We start from the raw sequence: 22,495 nt of genomic DNA, 5'->3' as shown, positions 1-22,495 counted from the left end.
GCCCCCGTGGCGTCCAACGAGCCTGCCCTCGGCACCCCGCCGGTTCCCCCCGTCTCCCTGTACGGGCCCGCGCCCAGTGACACCGAGGAGTGGGAGCCGTGGGACCCCACCGAGGAGTCCCTGCGTGCTGTACGCGGCCGGCACCGCGTCGCCAAGCAGCGCGGCGGGCTCGCCCGCAGCTCCACCGTCCTCGGCGTAGGCGTCATCGCGGCCGTCGGCGCGGGCGGCATGGCCAGCGCGCAGACGAAGCCGCCGGTCTCCATATCCCTGCCCGACTCGGTCGCCGACAAGCTTCCGGACGTCAAGTCCCTGCCGGGCGTGGGCACGTTGATATCGGACATCGCGGGCGACGACACCCCGGACGCGTCCCCGACCGCCCAGGCCGACAGGGCCGTGGCGAGCGCCCCGCTCACCATGGCGGGCGTCTCCAGTGCTGAGGCCGAACAGGGTGCCACCGACGCGGGCGAGGCCCTGCGCGCCCGCATCCTCCAGCAGGCCGAACAGCAGCAGAACAACGCCGAGGCCGAGGCCAGGGTGAGCGCCGAGAAGGCGGCGGCCGACAAGGCCGCGGCCGAGGCGAAGGCCGCGCAGACCGCCGCGCAGCAGAAGGCGGCGGCCGAGAAGAAGGCCGCCGAGGAGGCCGCCGCGAAGAAGGCGGAGGAGGAGCGCCTCGCGCAGCTCGCCAAGAGCTACTCGCTGCCGGTCGCCTCGTACACGATCACCTCGACGTTCGGCGAGGCCGGTTCGATGTGGGCCTCCGGCCACCACACGGGCCTCGACTTCGCCGCCCCGACCGGTACGCCCCTGAAGGCGATCCACAGCGGCACGGTCAAGTCGGCGGGCTGGTCCGGCTCGTACGGCTACCGCACGGTCATCGAGCTGGACGACGGCTCCGAGCTCTGGTTCTGCCACCAGTCGTCGATCGCGGTCAGCGCGGGCCAGCAGGTCAGCACGGGCGACACGATCGGCCGCGTCGGCGCCACCGGCAACGTCACGGGCCCGCATCTGCACCTGGAGGTGCACACGCCGGACGGGACGGGCATCGACCCGATGGCGTGGCTGCAGTCCAAGGGGCTCAACCCGTAGGCCGGGCCCGACCCCGGGCCAGGTGCGGCCCGGGGCCGAGTTCCGCCCCGGGCTCCCGCCGGGCGGTCGTATCCGGAATACCCGTGCCCCACAACGCCGTTGCCCCCTCATGACCTCTCTGCGCCCGCTCGGTGCCTCGGACCTCTCCGTCTTCCCGCTCGCCCTCGGCGGCAACGTCTTCGGCTGGACCGCCGACGAGGCGGCGTCGTTCGCCGTGCTCGACGCGTACACCGCCGCCGGTGGCAACTTCGTGGACACGGCCGACGCGTACTCGCAGTGGGCCCCGGGCAACGAGGGCGGTGAGTCCGAGCGGATCATCGGCCGCTGGCTCGCCGCGCGCGGCAACCGCGAGGACGTCGTCGTCGCCACCAAGGTCGGCGCCCACCTCAAGTACAAGGGCCTCTCGCCCACCACGATCAAGGCCGGCGTCGACGCGTCCCTGCGGCGCCTGGGCACCGACTACATCGACCTCTACTACACGCACCGCGACGACGAGTCCGTCCCCGTCGAGGAGATCGTCACCGCCCTCGACCAGCTGGTGCAGGACGGCAAGGTCCGCGCGGTCGCCGCCTCCAACATCTCCCCGGCGCGCCTTCAGGACTCGCTGGACTTCGCGGACCGCGAGGGCCTGGCCAAGTACGTCGCCCTCCAGCCGGAGTACAACCTGGTCTCGCGCGGCACCTACGAGGGCCGGCTCCAGGACACCGCCGGCCGCTCGGGCCTGGCCGCCGTCCCGTACTACGCGCTCGCCTCCGGGTTCCTGACCGGCAAGTACCGCCCGGGCATGACCATCGACAGCGAGCGGGCCGGCAAGGCGGGCCAGTACCTCCAGACCAACCGGGGCATAAAGGTGCTGGCCGCGCTCGACCGGATCGCGCGCGAGCGCGGCGTCGAGCACGCCACCGTCGCGCTCGCCTGGCTCGCCGCCCAGCCCACCGTCGTCGCCCCGATCGCCTCGGCCCGCACGGTCGAGCAGCTTCCCGCGCTCGTCGCGATCGCCGACTTCGAGCTCACGGACGCGGAGCTGAGCGAGCTGAAGACCGCGTCGGCGTAAGGCGCGGCAGCTGTACGGGGGTCAGCGCAGGTAGGGGTTGTACGGCGCGGACTGCTCGGGGGCGGGGGCGGTGCCGTGCGGTGCCTGTGTGCCGTACGGGGCCTCGTAGCCGTAGGGGGCGTAGGACGCCGGAGGGTTGTACGGGGCGCGGGGGCCGTACGGGTGCGGCTGGGGCGGGATCCAGATGCGGCCCGCCGCGCCCGCCGCGTACAGCAGCGCGGGACCGGCGACGGCCTTGCGCTCCCACAGATGGTGCAGCAGCTCCTGCTCGCGGGCCGTGAAGTCCGCTCCCGCCGAGCCCTGGTGGGCCCGGTGGCGCAGGAACGCCAGGGCCGTCGCGAACGCCTCGTACTCTGCGACCGTGCGCGCCGCCCGGCGGCCGCCGTAGGTGCGGTGCGCGAAGTCGCGGGCCATCGAGCGGGCCCGCATCGAGGAGAGCGCCAGCGGTTCGGCCGGGCCGAGCCAGCCCGCCGCCGCGTACGCGGGCAGCTCGGCGGCGACCGTGCGCAGCTCGCGCTGGCGGCTCCATATCGCGAGCCAGGTGAGCAGGCCGAAGACGGGCACCATGAACGCCGCGTACACCAGGTAGAAGCCGTACGTCCCGAACGTCGACGAGCCGTTCCACAGCGCGTGCATGCCCATCGCCATCAGCAGGCCGAGTATCGGCAGCCCGATGCGGCGCCAGCGGCAGCGGGCCGAGGCGAGGGCCGCGGCGCCGAAGCCTATGCCCGTGCACACCGTGAACAGCGGATGCGCGAACGGCGACATCACGATCCGTACGAAGAAGGTCGCGGCCGTCGTCGAGGCGAGCCCGGCGGTGTGGCTGGCCTGGTCCTCGCCGAAGGCGTTGCCCAGATAGAGGATGTTCTCGGTGAAGGCGAAGCCGGTCGCGGTGAAGCCCGCGAAGACGACGCCGTCGACTATCCCCTTGAAATCCCGTCTTCGGAACAGGAAGAGCAGCAGTACGGCAGCAGCCTTGGCGCTCTCCTCCACGACTGGCGCGATCACGGTCGCGCCCAGGTGGTCGGCGGAGGACGGGTCGGCGGTCGCGGTGGCTATCCACTTGGTCGCGAACGAGTTCGCGATGATCGCCACCAGGGCCGCGGCGCACGCGCCCCAGGCGAAGGCGAACAGCAGATTGCGCCACGGGCCCGGGTCGACCCGGTCGAGCCAGCGGAACGCGGTGCCGAGCAGCGGCACCGGCAGCACGGCGAGGCCGAGCCCCACCAGGAACCCCTCCGTGCCCGTCTGGTCCCGCACGATGGCGAGGATGACCAGGCCGCAGAGGGCGAGCAGGGTGATCAGCGCGCCGGCCCGCAGGGCCTTGGAGCGCCAGAAGTCCCGCCGGGGCCGGTAGCGCCACTTCGCGCGCTCCGGGACGGCGTCGAACCGCGGCTGCGCGCGACAGTCCGGGACCGGCTGGACCGGGCCCGGCGGAGAGCGGTGCGGAAGCGATTCGGACGACACCAGACGACCCTAACGACCCGCACCGACAATCCGCGACGGTGCCCGGGTCCTTCGCGGGCGGCGCGTGGGGTCGCCCGTCAGGCGGACGGCAGGTCGGCCACGCGCCGGAACAGCAGGTCGTGGACGACATGGCCCTTGTCCAGGCCCTGGCCCTCGAAGCGGGTCAGCGGGCGGAACGCGGGGCGGGGCGCGTAGCCGCCGTCGGCCTGGGTGTTCTCGAACGCGGGGTGCGCGCTAAGCACCTCCAGCATCTGCTCGGCGTACGGCTCCCAGTCGGTGGCGCAGTGCAGTACGGCGCCGGGCTTGAGCCGGGGTGCGACGAGCGTGAGGAAGTCGGGCTGGATGATGCGGCGCTTGTGGTGGCGCTTCTTGGGCCACGGGTCCGGGAAGTAGACGCGCAGCCCGTCCAGCGACTCCGGCTCCAGCATCTCGCGCAGCAGGATGATCGCGTCGCCGTTGCCCACCCGGATGTTGCTGAGGCCGCCCCGCTCCGCGAGGCCCAGGAGGTTGCCCTGGCCGGGGGTGTGGACGTCGACGGCGAGGATTCCGGTGCCGGGGTCCTCGGCGGCCATCTCGGCCGTCGCCTCGCCCATCCCGAACCCGATCTCCAGGACGACGGGCAGCCCGTCGAACATCTCCTTCAGATCGAGCTTGCTCAGCCCGTCGATGTCGAGCCCCCACAGCGGCCACAGCCGCTCCAGGTACTCGCCCTGGCCGGTGGTCACCCGACTGCGGCGCGGCTGGAAACTCCGGATCCGGCGCTCGTGGTGAGACCCGGCGGGATCGGCGACGGGACCCCCGGGAAACCGGGGCTCGCCCTTGGGGCGACGGGCGGGGGAGGTGTGGGGCTGCTCAGACACAATGAACCGATTCTACGTGCCCGGGCCCGCGCACCCCAGAGGCCACGGCTACACCCGCGTCGCCCCCAGCACCCCCAGCGCCCGTCTCGCCACCTCGCGGCCGATGGGGAGCGAGGCCGTCGCGGCGGGGGACGGGGCGTTCAGGACGTGGATCGTGCGGGGGGCCTCGCGGATGAGGAAGTCGTCGACCAGGGTGCCGTCGCGCAGGACCGCCTGGGCGCGGACTCCGGCGGGCGCCGGGTGCAGGTCGGACTCGGTCACCGCCGGGAGCAGCCTTCGCACCGCCTCCGTGAAGGCGCGGCGGGACAGCGAGCGGTGGATCTCGCCCGCCCCGTACCGCCAGTGCCGGGCCGCCATCCGCCAGGAGCCCGGCCAGGTCAGCGTGGTGGCGAGCTCGGCGGGGCGGATCGTGCGCCAGTCGTAGCCCTCGCGGGCCGTCGCCGGCACCGCGTTCGGCCCGACGTGGACTCCACCGTCGATGCCCCGGGTCAGATGCACCCCGAGGAACGGGAACGCCGGGTCCGGCACCGGGTAGACGAGACCTTTCACCAGTCCGGGCCGCGCCAGCTCGTAGTACTCGCCCCGGAACGGGACGATCCGCACCCCCGGGTCGTCCCCGGCCAGCCGCGCCACGCTGTCGCAGTGCAGCCCTGCGCAGTTCACCAGCGCCCGGGCCCGCAGCACCGCCCCGGTCGAGGTGCGCACCGCGACGCCTGCGTCGGGGCGGCGGGATATCCGTATCGCCTGCGTCCCGTACAGGATCCGCGCGCCGGACAGCTCGGCCAGGCGGGCCGCGACCGCGCCGTAGTCGCACACCCCGGTCGTGCCGACGTGGATCGCGGCGAGGCCCCGGACCTCCGGTTCGTACTCGGCTATCTGGGCGGGGCCGAGCTCGCGCACCGGGATGTCGTTGGCCCGGCCGCGCTGGGCCAGCGCGTGCAGCCTCGGCAGCTCGGCGCGCTCGGTCGCCACGATGAGTTTTCCGGTCACCTCGTGCGCGATGCCCTGCTCGGCGCAGAAGCGGACCATCTCGGCCGCGCCCCGCACCGCGTAGCGCGCTTTCAGGGAGCCGGGGCGGTAGTAGATCCCGCTGTGGATCACCCCGCTGTTGCGGCCGGTCTGGTGGCGGGCCGGGCCGTCCTCCTTCTCCAGGACGGTCACGCGCGTCCCGGGCGAGGCCTGCGTCAGGGCGTACGCCGTCGACAGGCCGACGATCCCGCCGCCGATCACCAGTACGTCACAGTCGTACGCGCTCACCCCAGCACCTCCCACCCGGCCGCATCTCTTCGAAGACACCGGGCCCGACGGCGGCCGCGCCGCCCGCCGGAACCCCTGGCAATCACATACTGCACTGGCCCACTGACAACGCCCGTAAACCCGTGGCGGAAGTGATCTACGCCGGGGCCACCAGGAGCGGCCTCGCGCGTTCGCGCAGCTCGACGACGCGGGGCTCGTCCCCGTACGGCTCCAGGCGGTGCAGCAGATCCCGTACGTACTCCGTGGTGCGGGCCGACGAGATGCGCCCGGCGACCTCCACCGCGCGCGTGCCCGCCGCGCACGCCGCGTCCAGATTGCCCGACTCCAGCTCGGCCACCGCGCTCACCACAAGCCGCAGGCCGTGCGAGCGGACGAACTCCTCGGTGGGCCTCGACAGCGCTTGCTCGGTGAAGCGGCGCACCTGGCGAGGGGCCTTCAGATCGCGGTAGCACTCGGCCGCGTCCGCCGCGAACCGGTCGTAGGAGTAGAAGCCCAGCCAGGACGGGTCCGCGTCGCCGTCCCGGGAGCGCTCCAGCCAGGACTCGGCCGCCTTCAGGGCGGCGCCGGCCGCGAGCGCGTCGCCCGCCTTCGCGTGCGCGCGTGCCTCCACCAGACGGAAGAAGCTCATGGTGCGGGCGGTCGCCAGGCCCCGGTTGCGCTCGACGGCGGCCTGCGCGAGGTCCACGCCCTCGTCGGCGAAGCCGCGGTAGGTGGCCTGGAGCGACATGGAGGCGAGGACATAGCCGCCGAGCGGCACGTCGGCCGCGGCGCGCGCGAGGCGCAGCGCCTGGATGTAGTAGCGCTGGGCGGCCTCCTGCTGACCGGTGTCGAAGGCCATCCACCCGGCCAGCCTGGTCAGTTCGGCACTCGCCCCGAACAGTCCCCGGCCGACCTCGTCGGAGTACGAGCCGAGCAGCAGCGGCGCCGCGTCCACCCGTAAGCACTCGGGAACCATCGACGAACGCCAGTCCCCGCCCCCGTACTTGGAGTCCCAGCGGCGCGCGTCCTCCGCCGCCTCGCGCAGTTTGGCCACATCGCTGTGGCCGACCTTCAGCGGTGTCCCGGCCGCCCCGTCGTGCTCCCGCGCCACCGACGAGTCGGCGGGGGTTATGAGCCAGCGGGACGCGGGGGTCGCGTACGCGCTGACCGCGAAGGATCCGGCCAGCGACTGCCAGATGCCGCCACCGCCCGCCCGCCGCCCGGCCAGATCCAGCCGGTAGAGCTCGGTCGCCGAGCGCACCGCCTCGCCCACGTCGCGCGGGAACGCCAGACCGACCTCGGGCGCCGGGTCGGCGTCGGCGAGCCCGATCTCGTGCAGCGGCACCGGGCGGCCGAGCTTGGCGCCGATGGCCGCCGCGATCAGGTGGGGCGCGGCCCCTTGCGGCACCATGCCCTTGGACACCCACCTGGCCACCGACGTCTTGTCGTAACGAAGCGTCAGGCCGCGCTGTGCGCCGAGGTCGTTGACCCTCCGTGCCAGTCCGGCGTTGCTTATTCCCGCGAGGGCGAGAACGGTGCCGAGCTTCTCGTTCGGCCCGCGTAGCTCCCTGGACATGCGCCACCCCTCGACACAGACGGCGTCCCCCGGGGCGGCGCCCCGAGGCCCCGTCCGGCCGCACAATCATGTGGCCGAGCCCCCAGGAATATGCCGCCCGCGGAGAACAGCAGTACACCCAGCGTAGTTCGCCGCATCCCAAGCGTTAAGAGGCGGTGTTCCGGATGGCGAGATTGTTTACCGGGCGGACGACTTGGGACGCCTCCTGTGTGCTCCGGGTGTGTGGCCGTGCGCGGTGCGTGCGCTCTGGCCGCGAACGCGTGGGGAGCGCTTCCATGTGAGGTGCGTGGGTCGGCCCGCTGCACTGGATCCAGTGGGCTGGGGGACACCGCCGCCTCAATCCCCGCGGGCGGCGGACCGGTCCGGGAGGCGGACAGCGCCTCCCGGACTGTGCTTGTTCCGCCTCCGCTTTCCTCTCGGTTTCATGCCCCCTCCAGGGCGTGCGCCACGCGCGCGTGGGCCGAAGTTGGCCGAAAACCGATGGTCGGTTACCGACCGGGAAGACCGTTTCTTCTCATGCCGGGGGCGCACTCGGGGCCGTCAATCGGCCATCCCAGGGGGCGCGTTCACTTTTTGCGCGCGCTACCCCGAGGTCCCTCCCGCGCGCCATTGTCATGGCAGCATGGTCCCGAGCGACCTCGGAACCACACGCCAGTACGCGGAAGTACGGCTCCCGCTGGTTCTGCGGCGCGTGCGACGAGTTGTCCACAGGCTGTGGAGGCGGCGATGCGGTGGCTGGTGGGCTGGAGCAGTGTCGCCGCGAGATTCGGTGCCGCGGGGACGGCCGGTGCCGTGGGTGCGCCCGAGGAGGGGCGCACCGTGCACCCCGTCGGCTCCCAGCTGCTGTGGGGCGACCCCGACCCGCTCTGGGCGGTCGGTGACTGGCGGCCCGACGAGATCCGGGTGGTCAGCGTGGGGGCGGACACCCGGCTCGCGATCCTCGGCTGCTGCGCCGCCAGTGACGAGGAGCTGCGGGTCGGCCTTTTCGCGGCACGCGGGGGCGCACTGCGGCACCTTTCCGCGTGGCCCGGCAGCTATACGGCGGTTGCGCAGGTCGGCCGACGGGTCACTGTCGTCGGCGACCTGGCCGGCGCACGCCCCGTGTTCTACACGCCCTGGGCGACCGGCACCGCCTACGCCACGGCCGCCCTGCCGCTCGCCGACCTCATCGAGGCCCAGCTGGACATCGGCCACTTGGCGGCCCTGCTGGCCTGCCCGGACGTACCGGAGGCGCTCGGCGACTCGACCCCGTACGCGGGGGTGCGGCGCATTCCGCCCGGCCACGCGCTGGTGCTGCGGGAGGGCTCGCGGGAGATCACCGGCTACGAGCCGGTCGCCTCGCTCGCCGTGGCCGCGGCCCAGGTCGACGAGGAGAGCGCGGTCAACGGCGTACGGGAGGCCCTGGTCGGGGCCGTACGCGCGAGACTCACCGCGCCGCGCCACGCCCCCGAGACACTGCCGCCGGACCCCGGGCCCGTTCCCGGCATGGGCCCCGCCGAGCGGCGCGCCGCGCGCGGGGGTCCGGCGCCCGGCATCGGCGCGGACCTCTCCGGCGGCCCGGCCTCGGCCACCCTCGCCCTGCTCGCCGCCGGGCTGCCCGGCGTGCCCGGCACGGTGCTCGGCCACGGCACGGGGGCGGGCGAACGCCTGCTCGCGGTCACCTTCAACGACCTGGCCGTGCCCGGCCGCAGGGGCGAGGCCGAGCTGGAGCGGGCCGGGGTGATCGCGGCCAATCCCCGGCTGCACCATGTGGTGGTCGCGGGCGGCGAGGAGACCCTGCCGTACGCGGAGTTGGCGGGTCCGCTCACCGACGAGCCGGGACCGTCGCTGGTCACCGCCGAACGCCACCGCCGCAGGCTGGCGTCGGGCAGCGCGGACCACTTCACGGGCAGCGGCGCGCGCCAGGTATTGGACGCGCACCCAGCCCGCCTGGCAGACCTCCTGATGGACCGCCAGCGCCGCCATCTGCTCCGCCCGGCGGCGGCGCTGGCGAAGGCGGGCGGCCCGTCGGCCCACTCGCTCTTCGTCCCGCTCACCGTCTACCGGGCCGCGCGCAAGCTGGCCCGTACGCCGTACCGGACGGGCATCGAGTCGGCGGCCGAGCGGCTGCGGCGCGACGCGGACCTTCAAGTGGACGACGCCGAGAGCCCGTTGGACGCCTCCCTCGCCTCCCTCGCGTGGACGCGGCCGGGTCCGGCGGCGCGCTGGCTCACCGGCGAGGCGCTCGCAGAAGTATCGATCCGGCTGATGGCCTCGGCGACCCGCCCGGCCACGGTCCTGCGCCCCGGCGAGGCCCGGGCCCGCGCGGCGCTCGCCCGCTACGCGGCCGACCACCGCGTGCTGGAGCAGGCCGCCGAGATCCGCAGCCAGCGCCTGCACGCCCCGTTCCTGGACAACCAGGTCGTACGGGCCTGCCGCGCCCTCCCCGAGGCGCTACGGGTCCAGCCGGGCGCGCGGGCGGCGATCCTGCGGACGGTGCTGGCGGGCTCCGGCGTACGGGAGTTGCCGCCGGGCTGGGGCGCCACGTCCCACGCCACCTCGACGGCGGCGGCCCGCACGGGCCTGCGGCTCGCGATCGACCCCCTGATCGCGCTCTTCGAGGCGCCGCTGCTGGCGGACGCGGGCCTGATCGAGGCCCGAACGGTCCGCAAGGCCCTCCGCGCGGCGGCCTCGGGCACCCCGCTGCCCCTCGATGGCCTGGCCGACCTGATCTCCACCGAACTCTGGCTCCGCCGCCTCCTCTCCCGCCGCGGCACATGCTGGACGGGCACGGCGGCCCCGAAACAACGGGCGGTGGCGAGCGGGGTGGGACCGGGGAGACCGACGCTGCGGGCGTAGTCCGTCGCGCAGTTCCCCGCGCCCCTAAGGAGGGCCCGAAGGGCCCATCAAGGGGCGCGGGGAACTGCGCGACAAGCCCCCACCGGCGGTCAGCCAAAGAACCCAGCCGCCCGCAAGGCTTTCGGGAAGGGGCGGGGTGGGGAAAACTCACGCGACAATGACCCCGTGCCGCACACCTACAACATCCTCGGCCCCGCCGAAGCCCACGACAACGGCACACCCATCCCCCTCGGCGGCCAACGCCTCCGCGCCCTGCTCACCGCCCTCGCAGCCCGCGCGGACCAGAACACCCCCGTCCCGCACACCGCACTCATCGACGACATCTGGTCCGACGCCCCGCCGACCGACGCCCCCGCCGCCCTCCAGGCCCTCGTAGGCCGCCTGCGGCGAACGATCGGGCGCGACGCCGTCGCATCCACCCCGCACGGCTACCGCCTCGTCGTGGACAGCCCCCACGACGTGGACCTGTTCGCGTTCGAGCACCTGGCCCGCACCGGCGCCCGCCAACTCGCCGACGGCGACCCCGACACCGCAGCCCGCACCCTGCGCACCGCCCTCGACCTGTGGCGCGGCCCCGCCCTCGCCGACCTCCCCGACCGCACCGGCGCCCCCGTACACGCCGAGGCACGCCACTTCGCCGCGCTCCGCGACCGTATCGAGGCCGACCTGCGCCGGGGCGCCACCGCGCGGCTGCCCGCCGAGCTCACCACACTGCTCGCGGCGAACCCGTACGACGAACCCCTCCACGCCCAGCTGATCCGCGCCCTGCGCGCCGAGGGCCGTACCGCCGACGCCCTCCTCGCGTACGAGAGCGCCCGCCGCACCCTCGCCGACGCCCTCGGCGCCGACCCGGGCCCGGAACTCACCCAGCTGCACCAGGAGTTGCTGAACCCACCGGCTGCCGCCCCCGTCGGCAACCTCCGCCCCCGCCTCACCTCCTTCGTCGGCCGCGAGCCCGAACTCGTCGCCATCCGCGCGGACTTGAGGCATCACCGGCTCGTCACGCTCACCGGCCCCGGCGGCTCCGGCAAGACCCGGCTCGCCGAGGAGTCCGCCGCCCACACCCCGGCCTGGCTCGCCGAGCTCGCCCCGCTGGAGCACCCCGACGCCGTCCCCGGCGCGGTCGTCTCCGCGCTCGGCCTGCGCGAGACCACGCTGCTGGGACGCGAGGGGCAGCCGCACGCCGACGACCCGGTCGCACGGCTCGTCGACCATCTGTCCGCCGCCCCCGCCACCCTGATCGTGCTCGACAACTGCGAGCACGTCATCGGCGCCGCCGCCCGCCTCGCCGAGACGCTCCTGACGCACTGCCCGGGCCTGCGGATCCTCGCCACCAGCCGCGAACCCCTCGGCGTGCCCGGCGAACGCGTCCGCCCGGTCGAGCCGCTGCCGCCCGACCCCGCGCACCGCCTCTTCGCCGAGCGCGCCCGTACCGTACGACCGGACTTCGATCCGCGCGACGACCCCGAGGCCATCGCCGAGATCTGCCGACGGCTCGACGGTCTGCCGCTGGCGATCGAACTGGCCGCCGCCCGGCTGCGGTTGCTGACGCCCCGCCAGATCGCGGACCGCCTGGACGACCGGTTCCGGCTGCTGACCAGCGGAAGCCGGACCGTACTCCCCAGGCAGCAGACGCTGCGTGCGGTCGTCGACTGGTCGTGGGACCTGCTCGACGAGCACGAGCGCGCGGTGCTCTGCCGCGCCTCCGTCTTCGCCGGCGGCTGGGACCTGTCCGCCGCCCAGGCCGTCTGCGGATCGACCAGAGACTCCACCGACGACCTCGCCGCCCTCGTCGACAAGTCCCTGGTCGTGGCCGCCCCGGACCCCGACGCGGGCGGTATGCGCTACCGGATGCTGGAGACCATCCACGAGTACGCCACCGAGCGCGCGGCCCAGGCGCCGGACACGCTCGCCGAGGCCGCCCGCGCCCACACCGCGTACTACCGCGACCTCGTCCTCACCGCCGACCCGCTCCTTCGCTCGCACGGGCAGCTGCCCTGGATCCGGCGCCTGGAGAGCGAGCTCGACAACATCCGGGCCGTGCTCCACCGGGTCACCGTCACCGACCCCGACCCGGTCGGCGGCGGCGAACTCGCCCTCGCCATGGGCTGGTTCTGGTGGCTGCGCAACTACCGTGCCGAGGGCGCCGGCTGGGCCGAGCGCGTCCTGGCCCTGGACGCGAGGGCGACGGACGACCCCGACGATCCCGGTTACTGGCCGCGCATGCGGCTCTCGCTGCTGCGGACGTTCCTGCTGACCGAGTCCAGCCCCGCCGACGCCCTGCGTACGCCCGAGGGCCTGGCGGAGATGGCCCGCCTGAGGGACGCCTTCGGGCAGGGCGGGCCGCAGGCGGCGACCTTCCCCCTGCTCTGGCCGTTCGCCGCGTTCCTCTTCGACACCCCCGCCGAGGTGCGCGCCTGCGCCGACGCCGTGGTCGCCAACTGCCGTGCGTACGGCGGTGAATGGGAGATCGGCGTCAGTCTCATGTTCCGTACGCACATGGTCATCGACATGCCCGGCGGCGTCTGGGACGTGGACGCTGACCTCGCCGAGCTGCGCGAGATCGGCCGCCGCGTCGGCGACCGCTGGATGCGCGCGCAGGTGGCCAGCGCCGTGGGCGAGGCGGCGATGATGCGCGGCCGCCCGGAGGATGCGCGACCCGCGTACGAGGAGGCGCTCGGTCTGGCCCGCGAGGTCGGCGCGCACGCCGAGTCCCCGTTCCTGCTGGCCCGTATCGCCGAACTCACCTACCGCTCCGGCGACTTCGACCGGGCCGAGGCGCTGCTTGAGGAGGCCTCGGCGGACGCCGTCCGCTACAGCGTCTTCGAGACCGCCTCCTATGTGCACTATCTGCGCGCCTGCATGGCCCTGGACCGGGGCGATGCGGCCGTCGGCCGGGCCGAGTACGACCGGGCCGTCGCCGAGTGCGCCCGCACCATCCCGCCGCCGCACTTCACCGCGATCCTGGACGGCCTGGGCGCCCGGGTCGCGGGGGCCGAGTCGGGGCCCGCCGCCGGAGTACGGGGGCTCGCGGCCGCCCTGCGCGCCGCCGTGGCGAGCGACTGCGCCGAGATCCTGCTCGCGCACTGCGCCGAGGGCGCCGCCCGCATGCTGCCCGACCTCGGTGAACTCCGCCCGGCCACCCGCGTCCTGGCCGCCGCCACCACCTGGCGCGCCGGAATCCCCCTCTGGGTCCCGGACCGCACGGCTCTCGACGCCCTGCGCGCCCGGCTGAGCGAGGAGCTGGGACCGAAGGTGTACGAGGAGGAGAGCGCGGCCGGGTCCACGCTCTCCACCACGGAGGTCGTGGCGCTGCTGGAAGCGGCGGTCAGCGGTTCGTAGCCGGGTCGTCGTCGCCTCAGCGGCAGTTGATGACCGACTTCGCCCAGTCCGCGAGCGCCACCGACCCGAACGGCGTGTGCGGATCGACCACCAGACGCAGCGTCCGGTGGCCCGAGAGATCGGCGTGCACCGCCACCGCAGGGTCGCCGCCGTGCATCACGGGCGAGCGCCACAGCAGCGTCCCGTCCCCGTACACCGAGAACCGCACCGCGCCCAGGCCCATCGTCAGATCGTCCACCCCCGCGAACGCGTCGTAGGACGAGCACTGGCGGTTGAGGTCGATGGTCACCGACGACCTCGCGTGCACGGTCACGCCATGGCTGTACGGCTGGTCGTCGATCGACAGGCCCCAGCGCTGCCAGAGCCAGCTGGACCCGTCGAGCCGCACCTCGGGCTTGGTGTGGTCGCCGAACACGCCGTACTGGAGCCGGTTGACCTGGTAGACCGTCTGCACCGGGGGCGGCGGGGGAGGGGTCGGCTTGGGCTTCGGCGGCGTGGGCTTCGGCGCCGGGGCGGGCGGCTTCGGCTTGGGCTTCGGGGGTACGGGCTTGGGCGTCGGCCGGGGGGACGGCTTCTTCGGCGGCAGCGGCGGGGGCGGCGGCACGGGCGCGGGCGGCGCCGGGGGCTCCGGTGTGGGGGAGGGCGGCTGTTTCTGCGGGACGACCGGGACCACCGCCGGGGGCTTGGCCTCGGGCTTCGCGGGCGGCTTGCTGTCGTTGCCGCTGAGCGCGAAGACCACACCTGCGGCCACCGCGACGGCGACCGCCGCCGCGATGCCCGCCTTGGCCGGGGCGCCGAGCCCCTCCGAGGCGACGGCACCTCCGGCCGTGCTCCCCGACGAACTTCCGCCCCCGGCGGCCGCGGCGGCACCCGCGCCTGCCGCACCGGCGGCGCCGCCCGCCACGATCCCGGCGGCCTTGAGCGAGTACCCGGCGGCGAACCAGCCGACCACCGCGACCGGCAGCAGCGCGGGAATCCCGGCGTTGACGTCTTTGAGCTCGACGACCGCGAGCCGGCACTTGGCGCACTCCTCCAGGTGCTTGCTCAGGCCCCGCTCGGCCCGCATCCGCAGGCCCCCGCGCGCGTACGCCCCGAGCCGGTCCGCGTAACGGGCGCAGTCGCCGCCCTCGGTGAGCGCGGTGGAGACATGCGCCTGGAGATACGCCTGCTTCAGGCCCTCCCGGGCCCGGGAGGCGAGCACAGCCGTGGCGTTGGCGCTCAGCCCGAACAGCGGGGCGATCTCGCTGGGCGACTCCTCCTCGACCGTGGTGTGCCAGAGCACCGCCTGCCACCGCTCGGGCAGCGAGCGGAACGCCTGGAGGGCGAGCGACTGCTCCGCCTCGTGCATCGCCCGTACGTCCGCGCCGAGGTCGACGGTGTCGCCGTCCCGGCCGTCCGAGGTGCGGGCGGCCTGGTCGGCGAAGAGCGCGAAGTCCTCGACCAGTTGCTCGCGCTTGGCGGTCTTGGTCCAGGACGCGGCGACGCGGCGCACGGTCGTCATGAGGTACGCCCGCACGGCCTGCTCGGGCCCGGCCCCGCCGCGCACCGCCTGGAGGGTGCGGGCGAACACCTCGGCCGTCAGGTCGTCGGCGGTGTGCGCGTCCCGGCAGCAGGTGCGCGCGTAGCGGCGCACCGCGTCCGAGTGCCGCCGGAACAGCTCCTCGTACGCGCTGTCGTCGCCCGCCCGCATCCGCTGGATCAGCTCGGCGTCGGCGGTGGCGAGCTCGGGCGCGGTCGGCTTGGTGGTACCGGTGCCGCGCTCGCGCTGCTGCGGAACGCTGGCTTCCGCGCCGGACCCGGACGCGCCGGATCCGGACGTTGGGGCGTCGGACTGGTGGGCGGAGCCCCAGGGGCCGGGCAGTACGGTCCCGCCGGGCTCGCCGTCGCCGTCCGGACGTCCGCCGGGGCCGCCCTGGCTCGGCACGTGCCGGGCCGGCAGCCCGCCCGGCTCCGTCCCGCTGCCGCCTCCGAGCGACTCGTCCCGCCCGTCAACGTTCATCGCGGAAGCCCCCGTAAGCGCGCTCAGACCCGACCACCGGGCAAGCGTGCCACAGAGTCCACGGCCCGGCGGAGCCCCCGGAGCGTCAACCACTCATCCGGGGAGACTTCCCGCACCGCGGCACTACTCCTTCCCCGTACGGGGAAGGATCGACTGACGCGAGCACGGAAGGCCGGAGCCCGCCCGCCCCGGACCGGCGGCGGACCGCCGAAGCCGTCGGCCGACGATCAGCGCCTCACGACGCCGGCCGCGACCGCAGCCCCTCAAGGAGGATGTCGAGCAGCCGGGCGGACGCCGCCGCCTGCTGGTGCGCGTCCGGCAGCGAGGGCGCCGCCGTCGCTATCACCAGCAGTACGTCGGCCACCGTGACGTCACGTCGCAGCTCGCCCGCCTCGCGCGCGCGGTCCACCAGCTGGCCCACGACCGCGAGCAGCTCGGCCGCCCCCGCGTCGTCGAGCTCGTCGGCGGACGTCGTGCGCGGCTCGACGACCCGCAGGTCGGGCGTGCCCGGCAGACCCGCCTGGCGCTGCTGCGGCACCCGCGCCTCGGCGGGCAGCGACGTCACCGCCTCCAGCGGCTCGACCGGCTCCAGCGCCGGTGCTCCGCCGACCACCGTCGACTCGTCGACGTCCACGCCGACCCGCAGCACCTGCGGCGGCAGCAGCCGGCCCGCGCCCGAGGCGACGGAGGTCCGCAGGAAGCGGGAGAGGGCCGACCACGGCTCCTCCTCCTGGCCGAGGGCGGTGCGCGCCTGGTCGGTCAGGCGCGCGGTCTCCTCCTCGGCTATCCGCCGGACCAGCACGTCCTTGCTCGGGAACCGGCGGTACACCGTGCCGACGCCGACGCGGGCGCGGCGCGCCACGTCCTCCATCGGCGCCCCGTACCCCAGTTCACCGAAGACCTCGCGCGCGGCGCGGAGCACATGCTCCAGATTCCGCTGGGCGTCCACGCGCAGCGGTGCGGAGCGGGAAGCGCTCCCACCACCGCCCGTACGTCCCATGCCGTCCGCCGACGCGACGACAGCAGCCTGCCAATGAGAGTCCTGAATATGCATAACCGTTCCCCCGGTAATGACGTCTCCCCCCGGAGACTCCCCGCCCTGACAGTCGGGTGGCCGGACCCGACACCCCGACGAGGTACGAACATAGTTGAGCCGGAGTCAATTCAGAAGAGGGTTGTTCCGCACGGTGTGCACCCCGATCGGAGCAACGAGGCGAACCTTCCCGATTCGGACCGGTGCGTTGAGCGCGTTACCCCGCTCTGACCTGCATGTTTATCCCAACCTGCGGGAAAACGCGGCACCGCTTCCGGCCACATCCGCCAGTCACACAATTTGCCGGGCCTGTGGACAAACCCCGGAGCGGGATGCCTCATGGGATGGTGAAGGCTGCGATCAATCGGGGGACGAGCCCCGAACCACCGCCCGGCACGCACATTCTCGTGGTCGGCGGCGGCTACGTCGGGATGTACACGGCGCTGCGCCTCCAGCGGAAGCTGAAGGCCCGGCTGCGCGAGGGTGCCGTCCGGATCACGGTGATCACTCCCGAGCCGTATATGACGTACCAGCCGTTCCTGCCGGAGGCGGCGGCCGGATCCATCTCGCCGCGCCATGTGGTGGTGCCGCTGCGCCGGGTCCTGGACCGGTGCCATGTGGTCATCGGTGAGGTGCAGAAGATCGACCACGCCGGGCGGACCGCGACCGTCACCACCCTCGCGACCGAGGAGGAGGGCACCGGAGCCGTCGAGATCGCGTACGACGAACTCGTCCTGGCGCCCGGCTCGATCTCGCGCACGCTGCCGGTCCCGGGCCTCGCCGACTACGCCATCGGCTTCAAGACGGTCGAGGAGGCCATCGGCCTGCGCAACCACGTCATCGAGCAGATGGACATCGCCTCCTCCACCCGCGACCCCGCGATCCGCGACGCGGCCCTCACCTTCGTGTTCGTCGGCGGCGGCTACGCGGGCGTGGAGGCGCTCGGCGAGCTGGAGGACATGGCCCGCTACACCGCGCGGTACTACCACAACATCAAGCCCGATGACCTGAAGTGGATCCTCGTGGAGGCCAGCGGCCGCATCCTGCCCGAGGTCGGCGAGGAGATGGGCCAGTACGCCATCCGCGAGCTGCGCGGCCGCAACATCGACGTACGCCTGGAGACCCGCCTCGACTCCTGCGAGAACCGGGTCGCGGTGCTCAGCGACGGCTCCCGCTTCCCCACCCGTACGGTCGTGTGGACGGCCGGGGTCAAGCCGGCGCCCGTCCTCGCCGCCACCGATCTGCCGCTGACCGAGCGCGGCCGCCTCAAGTGCACGGCCGAGCTGCGGATCGAGGGCGTCGAGCACGCCTGGGCGGCCGGGGACGCGGCCGCCGTTCCGGACATCACGTCCGACGAGAAGGGCAAGGAGTGCGCGCCCAACGCGCAGCACGCGGTGCGCCAGGCCAAGACGCTCGCCGAGAACATCGCCGCCTCCGTCAACGGCGGGCCGCTCAAGGAGTACGAGCACAAGTACGTCGGCTCGGTCGCCTCCCTCGGCCTCCACAAGGGCGTCGCCCATGTCTACGGCCGCAAACTCAAGGGCTACCCGGCCTGGTTCATGCACCGCGCCTACCACCTGAGCCGGGTGCCGACCTTCAACCGCAAGGCGCGCGTGCTCGCCGAATGGACGCTCGCGGGCCTGTTCAAGCGGGAGATCGTCTCGCTGGGCTCGCTGGAGCACCCGCGCGCGGAATTCGAGAGCGCGGCGGGCGGGCGGCCCGTCGGACCCGGCCATGGATCCGGTCCCAAGCCGTCCGGTCCCCCGGGGAACTGACGGTTGTCAGTGCGGTCCGTCACACTGGACGTGTGACCATAGGCGGGCCCACACCTGCACAGAGTGACCCAGCAGCCAGCGACACACGAGGCCAAGAGATCCGTGAACTTCACGCGTTGGAGCGCCCGGCTCCCCGGTACGCAGCGCCGCGCCGCCGCACGGACCGACCGGGGCTCCGTGCCCGCCGCGCGCGGTGAGTACGGCCCGGAGGCCGACACCTGGCCCGACGACGACGGGACGGACGGCCCAGGCGCGCCCGCCCTGGAGGAGCTGTCGGTCCGCCGCCTCCTCGGCGAGCTCCCGGCCCTCGTGGCGCTGGTGTACGGCCCGGAGCACCGCGTGGCGTACGTCAACGACGCGTACGCGACGGTCTTCGGCCCCCGCACCGCCGGTGCCCCCGCCGCCAAGGCGCTGCCCGAGCTGGAGGAGCTGGGCCTGCTGCCGCTGATGGACCAGGTGCTGCGCAGCGGCAAGCCCCGTACGGTCAAGTCCCGCAAGGCGCAGGGCGGCGGCTCGTACACGGTCACCTGCACGCCCGTCGACATCCCCGCGCGCGGGGAGGGCGGCGGAGGCGTCCTCGTCCACGCGGCCGACGTCACCGACCACGCCGAGGCCGCCGAGCGGCTGCGCGCCAGCGAGCGCCGCCACCGCGAGACCGCGGTGACGCTCCAGCGCTCCCTGCTCCCGCAGGAGCTGGAGCAGCCCGACGACCTGCGCGTCGCCGCCACCTACCAGCCGGGCGGCACGGACGCGGCGGTCGGCGGCGACTGGTACGACGTGATCACGCTCGGCGCCGGGCGCACGGCGCTGGTCATCGGGGACGTGATGGGCCGTGGGGTGCGGGCGGCCGCCGTGATGGGCCAGCTGCGCACGGCGGTGCGGGCGTACGCGCGTCTGGACCTGCCGCCGCACGAGGTGCTCCAGCTCCTGGACGGCCTGGCCGCCGAGATCGACGCCAGCCAGATCGCCACCTGCGTCTACGCGGTGCACGACCCCAACGAGGGCCGTCTGGTGTACGCGTCCGCCGGCCACCTGCCCGTTCTCGTACGCCACGAGGACGGCACCGTGCACCGGGCCGAGGACCCGAACGGCCCGCCGCTGGGCACCGGCGGCTGGCTGCACACCTCCGGCACCATCGCCCTGCCGCCCGGTGCGACCGCCGTCCTCTATACGGACGGTCTCGTCGAGCGCAGGGGCGAGGACATCGACGAGGGCGTCGCGGCCCTGGAGCGCGCCCTTTCCGGCGCGGTCGGCACCCCGCAGGTCGTCTGCGACCGCCTGATCCGCTCGCTCGGGGTGACCGCCGAGCACGACGACGACGTGGCGGTCCTGGTCCTCCAGCACCCGGCCCGTACGGGCCCGAACGCGGAGCTCTTCCACAACGCGGCGCTCGACCTGCTCGGCGGCGTCGAAGCCGCGCCACGCGCGCGTGCCTTCGCGTCCGGGGTCCTCGCCTCCTGGCGCTTCCCCGTAGAGCTGCGCGACCTGGGCGTCCTGGCCGCGAGCGAGCTGGTGGCGAACTCGCTCCAGCACGGCACCCCGCCGATGCGGCTACGTCTGCGCCGCACCGACCGCCGCCTGATCATCGAGGTGACGGACGGCGACGACCATCTGCCGCGCCGCCGCCGCGCCGACCCCGGGGACGAGTCAGGACGAGGCATCTCGATCGTCGCGACGATCGCCTCGTCCTGGGGTTCGCGCCGCACACCGGGCGGCGGCAAAGCGGTGTGGTGCGAGTTCGCGCTGCCTACGTAGACGCTGACAGCGACTACGTAGACGGCGGCTGCGGCTCTGGGCTCAGGCCGCGACTTCGGCCGGCTCGGCCTTGTGAACCGCGACCACCCGCGACTTCGCCGCGAGCATCGGGTGGTCCTGCGCGAGGGTCAGCCGCTTGCCGAGCCGCAGCGCGAGGACGGTGATCCCGAGCGAGAACACGATGAAGGTCACGATGTACGGGCCGTGCAGCGTGGCGCCCATGGGCCCGCCCACGAACGGGCCGAGCGCCAGCGCCATCTGCTTGACCAGCGCGAACGCCGAGTTGTACTGGCCGATCATCGACTCCGGCGCCAGGTCCGCGACCAGCGGCGCCACGGTCGGCGACAGCATCGCCTCACCGAGCCCGAAGAGCGCGTACGTGGAGACGAACGCGGCGGTCGCCATCGTCTGGCTGCCGTGCCCGAGGCCCGCGTACCCGGCGAAGACCCAGGCGACGGTCCAGATGAGGCCGACGGCGGCGATGACGCGGCTGCGGCGGCGGCGCTCGACGAACTTCAGCACCAGGAACTGGGCGACGACGATGGCTCCGGTGTTGGCGGCCAGCGCGATCCCCAGCGTCGCCGGGTCGATCCCGGCCGCCTCGGTGCCGTACGCCGCCAGGCCCGACTCGAACTGCCCGTAGCAGGCGAAGAAGAGCACGAAGCCGAGGACGCACAGGCGCACCATCGCAGCGTGCCCGAGCACCGCGCGGAAACCGCCGCCCTGCTCGCCCTTGGGGCGGGCGTCCCCGATGGACGCGTTCTGCGGCAGCTTCACGGACAGCGCGATCCCGGCCAGGACCAGGAACATCACGGACTCGATGGCGAAGAGCAGCGTGAAGGAGGACGGACGGCTCTCGTCGACGATCTGCCCGCCGACGAGCCCGCCGATGCCGAGCCCGAGGTTCGCCAGGAAGAACTGCATGGCGAAGGCACGGGTACGGGACTCCGGGCCCGAGCACCACACGATCATGGTGGCGAGCGCGGGCTGCATGACCGCGGTGCCCGCGCCGAGCAGCGCGGCGGACGCGAGGACCGCGACCAGGTTCGAGGCGATGCCGAGGAAGAGCGCGCCCACGGCGGCCGTCACGGCGGCGCCGACCAGGACGGGCAGCGGCCCGCGCCGGTCGATGACCCGGCCGGTGAAGAGCAGTGCGACGAGCGCGGCCAAAGCGAAGACGCCGAGGACGATCCCGGCCCAGAAGGAGCCGAGCCCTCGCACCGTCGCCACATAGATGTACAGATACGGAACGGTGAACCCGAGCCCGAACGCGCTCAGCGCGTTCCCCGCCTGGATCCGGCGCATCGCGGCGCCCATCACCTTGGTCACACTCACCACCTTGAGGTCTGGAAGCGGAGGCCCTGAAGCAGAAGCCTCGAAGCGGAGGTCTTGAACCTGAAGCTCTCAGGCCCGAAGACTTCAATACTAAAGTTAGGACCTCAACAATACACACTCAAGGACTTAGACGCCAACGCGTACCGTGCGATACTCGCGGCATGGCTGAGACCACCGAGCCCGGCGGGCCCACCGGCCCCGAGGAGCCGACCCTCGACGAGCAGATCGCGGCGTACCAGCGCGAGTTCCGCGACCTCGACCCCCAGGTGGAGAAGGTCGTCTCGGCCCTGGGCCGGCTGAACCGCCGTATGAACGTGGCGTACGGACGCCAGGTCGCGGCCCTCGGCATCAGCAACGCCGAGTGGGAGGTCCTGAAGACCCTCGTGCTCGCGGGCAAGCCGTACCGGCTCGGCCCCGGCGAACTGGCCAAGCGCCTCGGCCTCACCCCCGCCGCCATGACCCACCGCATCGACCGCATGGCGGGCGAGGGCCTGGTCACGCGCGACCGCGACGAGAACAACCGGGTGCGGGTCATCGTCGAGCTGACCGACGAGGGGCGTACGAAGTGGCTGGAGGCCATGGAGATGGCCACCGACTTCGAGGACGACCTGCTCCAGGACCTCTCCTCCGAGGAGCGCGGCGTCCTGGGCGAGATGCTGATCCGCCTGCTGCGCCGGGTGGAGCACGCCCAGCCGGACGCGGGCGGGCGTCTGACGGACCTGGACTGACCCCCGACTGACCTGGAGAGGTCCGGGGGCTGGGGGTCTGGGACCCGTCCGTAAACCGGTTGACGGGGGTTGACATCCCCCTCCCGGATCCGTAGAGTTCTTCGAGTTGTCGCGGGGCCGGAAGGTTTCTGCGACAGCCGTCCGCCGCAGATTTGCGGCAACCCAACTCAGCACGGTCTCCCGTCCGGGATGAATTTCGGCATGCCGAATTTCAATTCGACGAGAGTGGGATCGACTTGCCGGCCCGATTAGGAGCCGCCCGGGAAATCCGCTAGAGTCTGGGACGTCGGAACGGCCCAACAGCCGGGAAGACAAGCCGACTTGGCTCCGGGAGACCGGAAATCAGGCCCGAAAGGATCTGATAGAGTCGGAACCGCCGGAAAGGGAAAACGCGAGAGCGAAGAACCTGAA

General features: G+C 73.5%; 14 protein-coding genes. 7 read left to right on the top strand and 7 right to left on the bottom strand.

Annotation, left to right across the window (positions count from 1 at the left end; all coding sequences use genetic code 11):
- Positions 1–6: 6 nt before the first annotated feature.
- Together BG418_RS17840 and BG418_RS17835 are read left to right on the top strand one after the other, a co-directional pair.
- Positions 7–1,086 (top strand): M23 family metallopeptidase, encoded by a 1,080-nt coding sequence (locus tag BG418_RS17840; protein WP_188274907.1) that lies wholly within the window; start codon positions 7–9, stop codon positions 1,084–1,086.
- Positions 1,087–1,195: 109 nt separating this feature from the next.
- Entirely contained in the window at positions 1,196–2,140 is a 945-nt protein-coding gene (locus BG418_RS17835; protein WP_188274906.1) for an aldo/keto reductase, read from the top strand.
- Between the two features lie 21 nt (positions 2,141–2,161).
- Here BG418_RS17835 and BG418_RS17830 read toward each other — a convergent pair whose 3' ends face one another.
- The 4 genes from BG418_RS17830 to BG418_RS17815 all read right to left on the bottom strand — a co-directional run bounded on the left by BG418_RS17830 (position 2,162) and on the right by BG418_RS17815 (position 7,279).
- The gene (locus BG418_RS17830) at positions 2,162–3,607 is read right to left on the bottom strand and encodes a PrsW family glutamic-type intramembrane protease (protein ID WP_188274905.1); all 1,446 of its coding nucleotides are present in this window, start codon (positions 3,605–3,607) and stop codon (positions 2,162–2,164) included.
- Between the two features lie 77 nt (positions 3,608–3,684).
- Complete coding sequence (trmB, locus tag BG418_RS17825) at positions 3,685–4,467, bottom strand: tRNA (guanosine(46)-N7)-methyltransferase TrmB (protein WP_188274904.1); 783 nt, start codon at positions 4,465–4,467, stop codon at positions 3,685–3,687.
- A 48-nt stretch (positions 4,468–4,515) separates the two neighbouring features.
- Positions 4,516–5,724: an L-2-hydroxyglutarate oxidase gene (gene lhgO / locus BG418_RS17820; protein ID WP_317453687.1), complete on the bottom strand. Its 1,209-nt coding sequence runs from the start codon at positions 5,722–5,724 to the stop codon at positions 4,516–4,518.
- Positions 5,725–5,860: 136 nt separating this feature from the next.
- Positions 5,861–7,279 (bottom strand): MFS transporter, encoded by a 1,419-nt coding sequence (locus BG418_RS17815; RefSeq protein WP_188274902.1) that lies wholly within the window; start codon positions 7,277–7,279, stop codon positions 5,861–5,863.
- A 726-nt stretch (positions 7,280–8,005) separates the two neighbouring features.
- Here BG418_RS17815 and BG418_RS17810 point away from each other — a divergent pair.
- Together BG418_RS17810 and BG418_RS17805 are read left to right on the top strand one after the other, a co-directional pair.
- Entirely contained in the window at positions 8,006–10,117 is a 2,112-nt protein-coding gene (locus BG418_RS17810) for an asparagine synthase-related protein (RefSeq protein WP_188274901.1), read from the top strand.
- 165 nt (positions 10,118–10,282) lie between these two features.
- On the top strand, positions 10,283–13,459 hold the full coding sequence (locus tag BG418_RS17805) for a BTAD domain-containing putative transcriptional regulator (RefSeq protein ID WP_188274900.1): 3,177 nt from the start codon (positions 10,283–10,285) through the stop codon (positions 13,457–13,459).
- Between the two features lie 16 nt (positions 13,460–13,475).
- On the opposite strand, the gene BG418_RS17800 is transcribed toward BG418_RS17805, so the two are convergent.
- Positions 13,476–15,458, bottom strand: a complete 1,983-nt coding sequence (locus tag BG418_RS17800; protein WP_188274899.1) for a sigma-70 family RNA polymerase sigma factor — start codon at positions 15,456–15,458, stop codon at positions 13,476–13,478.
- A 235-nt stretch (positions 15,459–15,693) separates the two neighbouring features.
- Positions 15,694–16,512, bottom strand: a complete 819-nt coding sequence (locus BG418_RS17795; protein WP_188274898.1) for a TetR/AcrR family transcriptional regulator — start codon at positions 16,510–16,512, stop codon at positions 15,694–15,696.
- Positions 16,513–16,835: 323 nt separating this feature from the next.
- Here BG418_RS17795 and BG418_RS17790 point away from each other — a divergent pair, with 323 nt between their 5' ends.
- Entirely contained in the window at positions 16,836–18,266 is a 1,431-nt protein-coding gene (locus BG418_RS17790; protein WP_188274897.1) for an NAD(P)/FAD-dependent oxidoreductase, read from the top strand.
- A 102-nt stretch (positions 18,267–18,368) separates the two neighbouring features.
- Positions 18,369–20,021 (top strand): ATP-binding SpoIIE family protein phosphatase, encoded by a 1,653-nt coding sequence (locus tag BG418_RS17785; protein ID WP_188274896.1) that lies wholly within the window; start codon positions 18,369–18,371, stop codon positions 20,019–20,021.
- Between the two features lie 42 nt (positions 20,022–20,063).
- Here the strand turns inward: BG418_RS17785 and BG418_RS17780 are convergent, their stop codons facing one another.
- On the bottom strand, positions 20,064–21,338 hold the full coding sequence (locus tag BG418_RS17780) for an MFS transporter (protein ID WP_188275003.1): 1,275 nt from the start codon (positions 21,336–21,338) through the stop codon (positions 20,064–20,066).
- 179 nt (positions 21,339–21,517) lie between these two features.
- Between BG418_RS17780 and BG418_RS17775 the strand changes: the two genes are divergently transcribed.
- Complete coding sequence (locus tag BG418_RS17775) at positions 21,518–22,084, top strand: MarR family winged helix-turn-helix transcriptional regulator (RefSeq protein ID WP_188274895.1); 567 nt, start codon at positions 21,518–21,520, stop codon at positions 22,082–22,084.
- The last annotated feature ends 411 nt before the right edge of the window (positions 22,085–22,495 follow it).

It is taken from the genome of Streptomyces sp. CBMA152 (assembly GCF_014596475.1).
Taxonomy (GTDB): domain Bacteria; phylum Actinomycetota; class Actinomycetes; order Streptomycetales; family Streptomycetaceae; genus Streptomyces.
The sequence above is the reverse complement of the archived record's forward strand: the minus strand, read 5'-3'. Positions and strand labels throughout refer to the sequence as shown.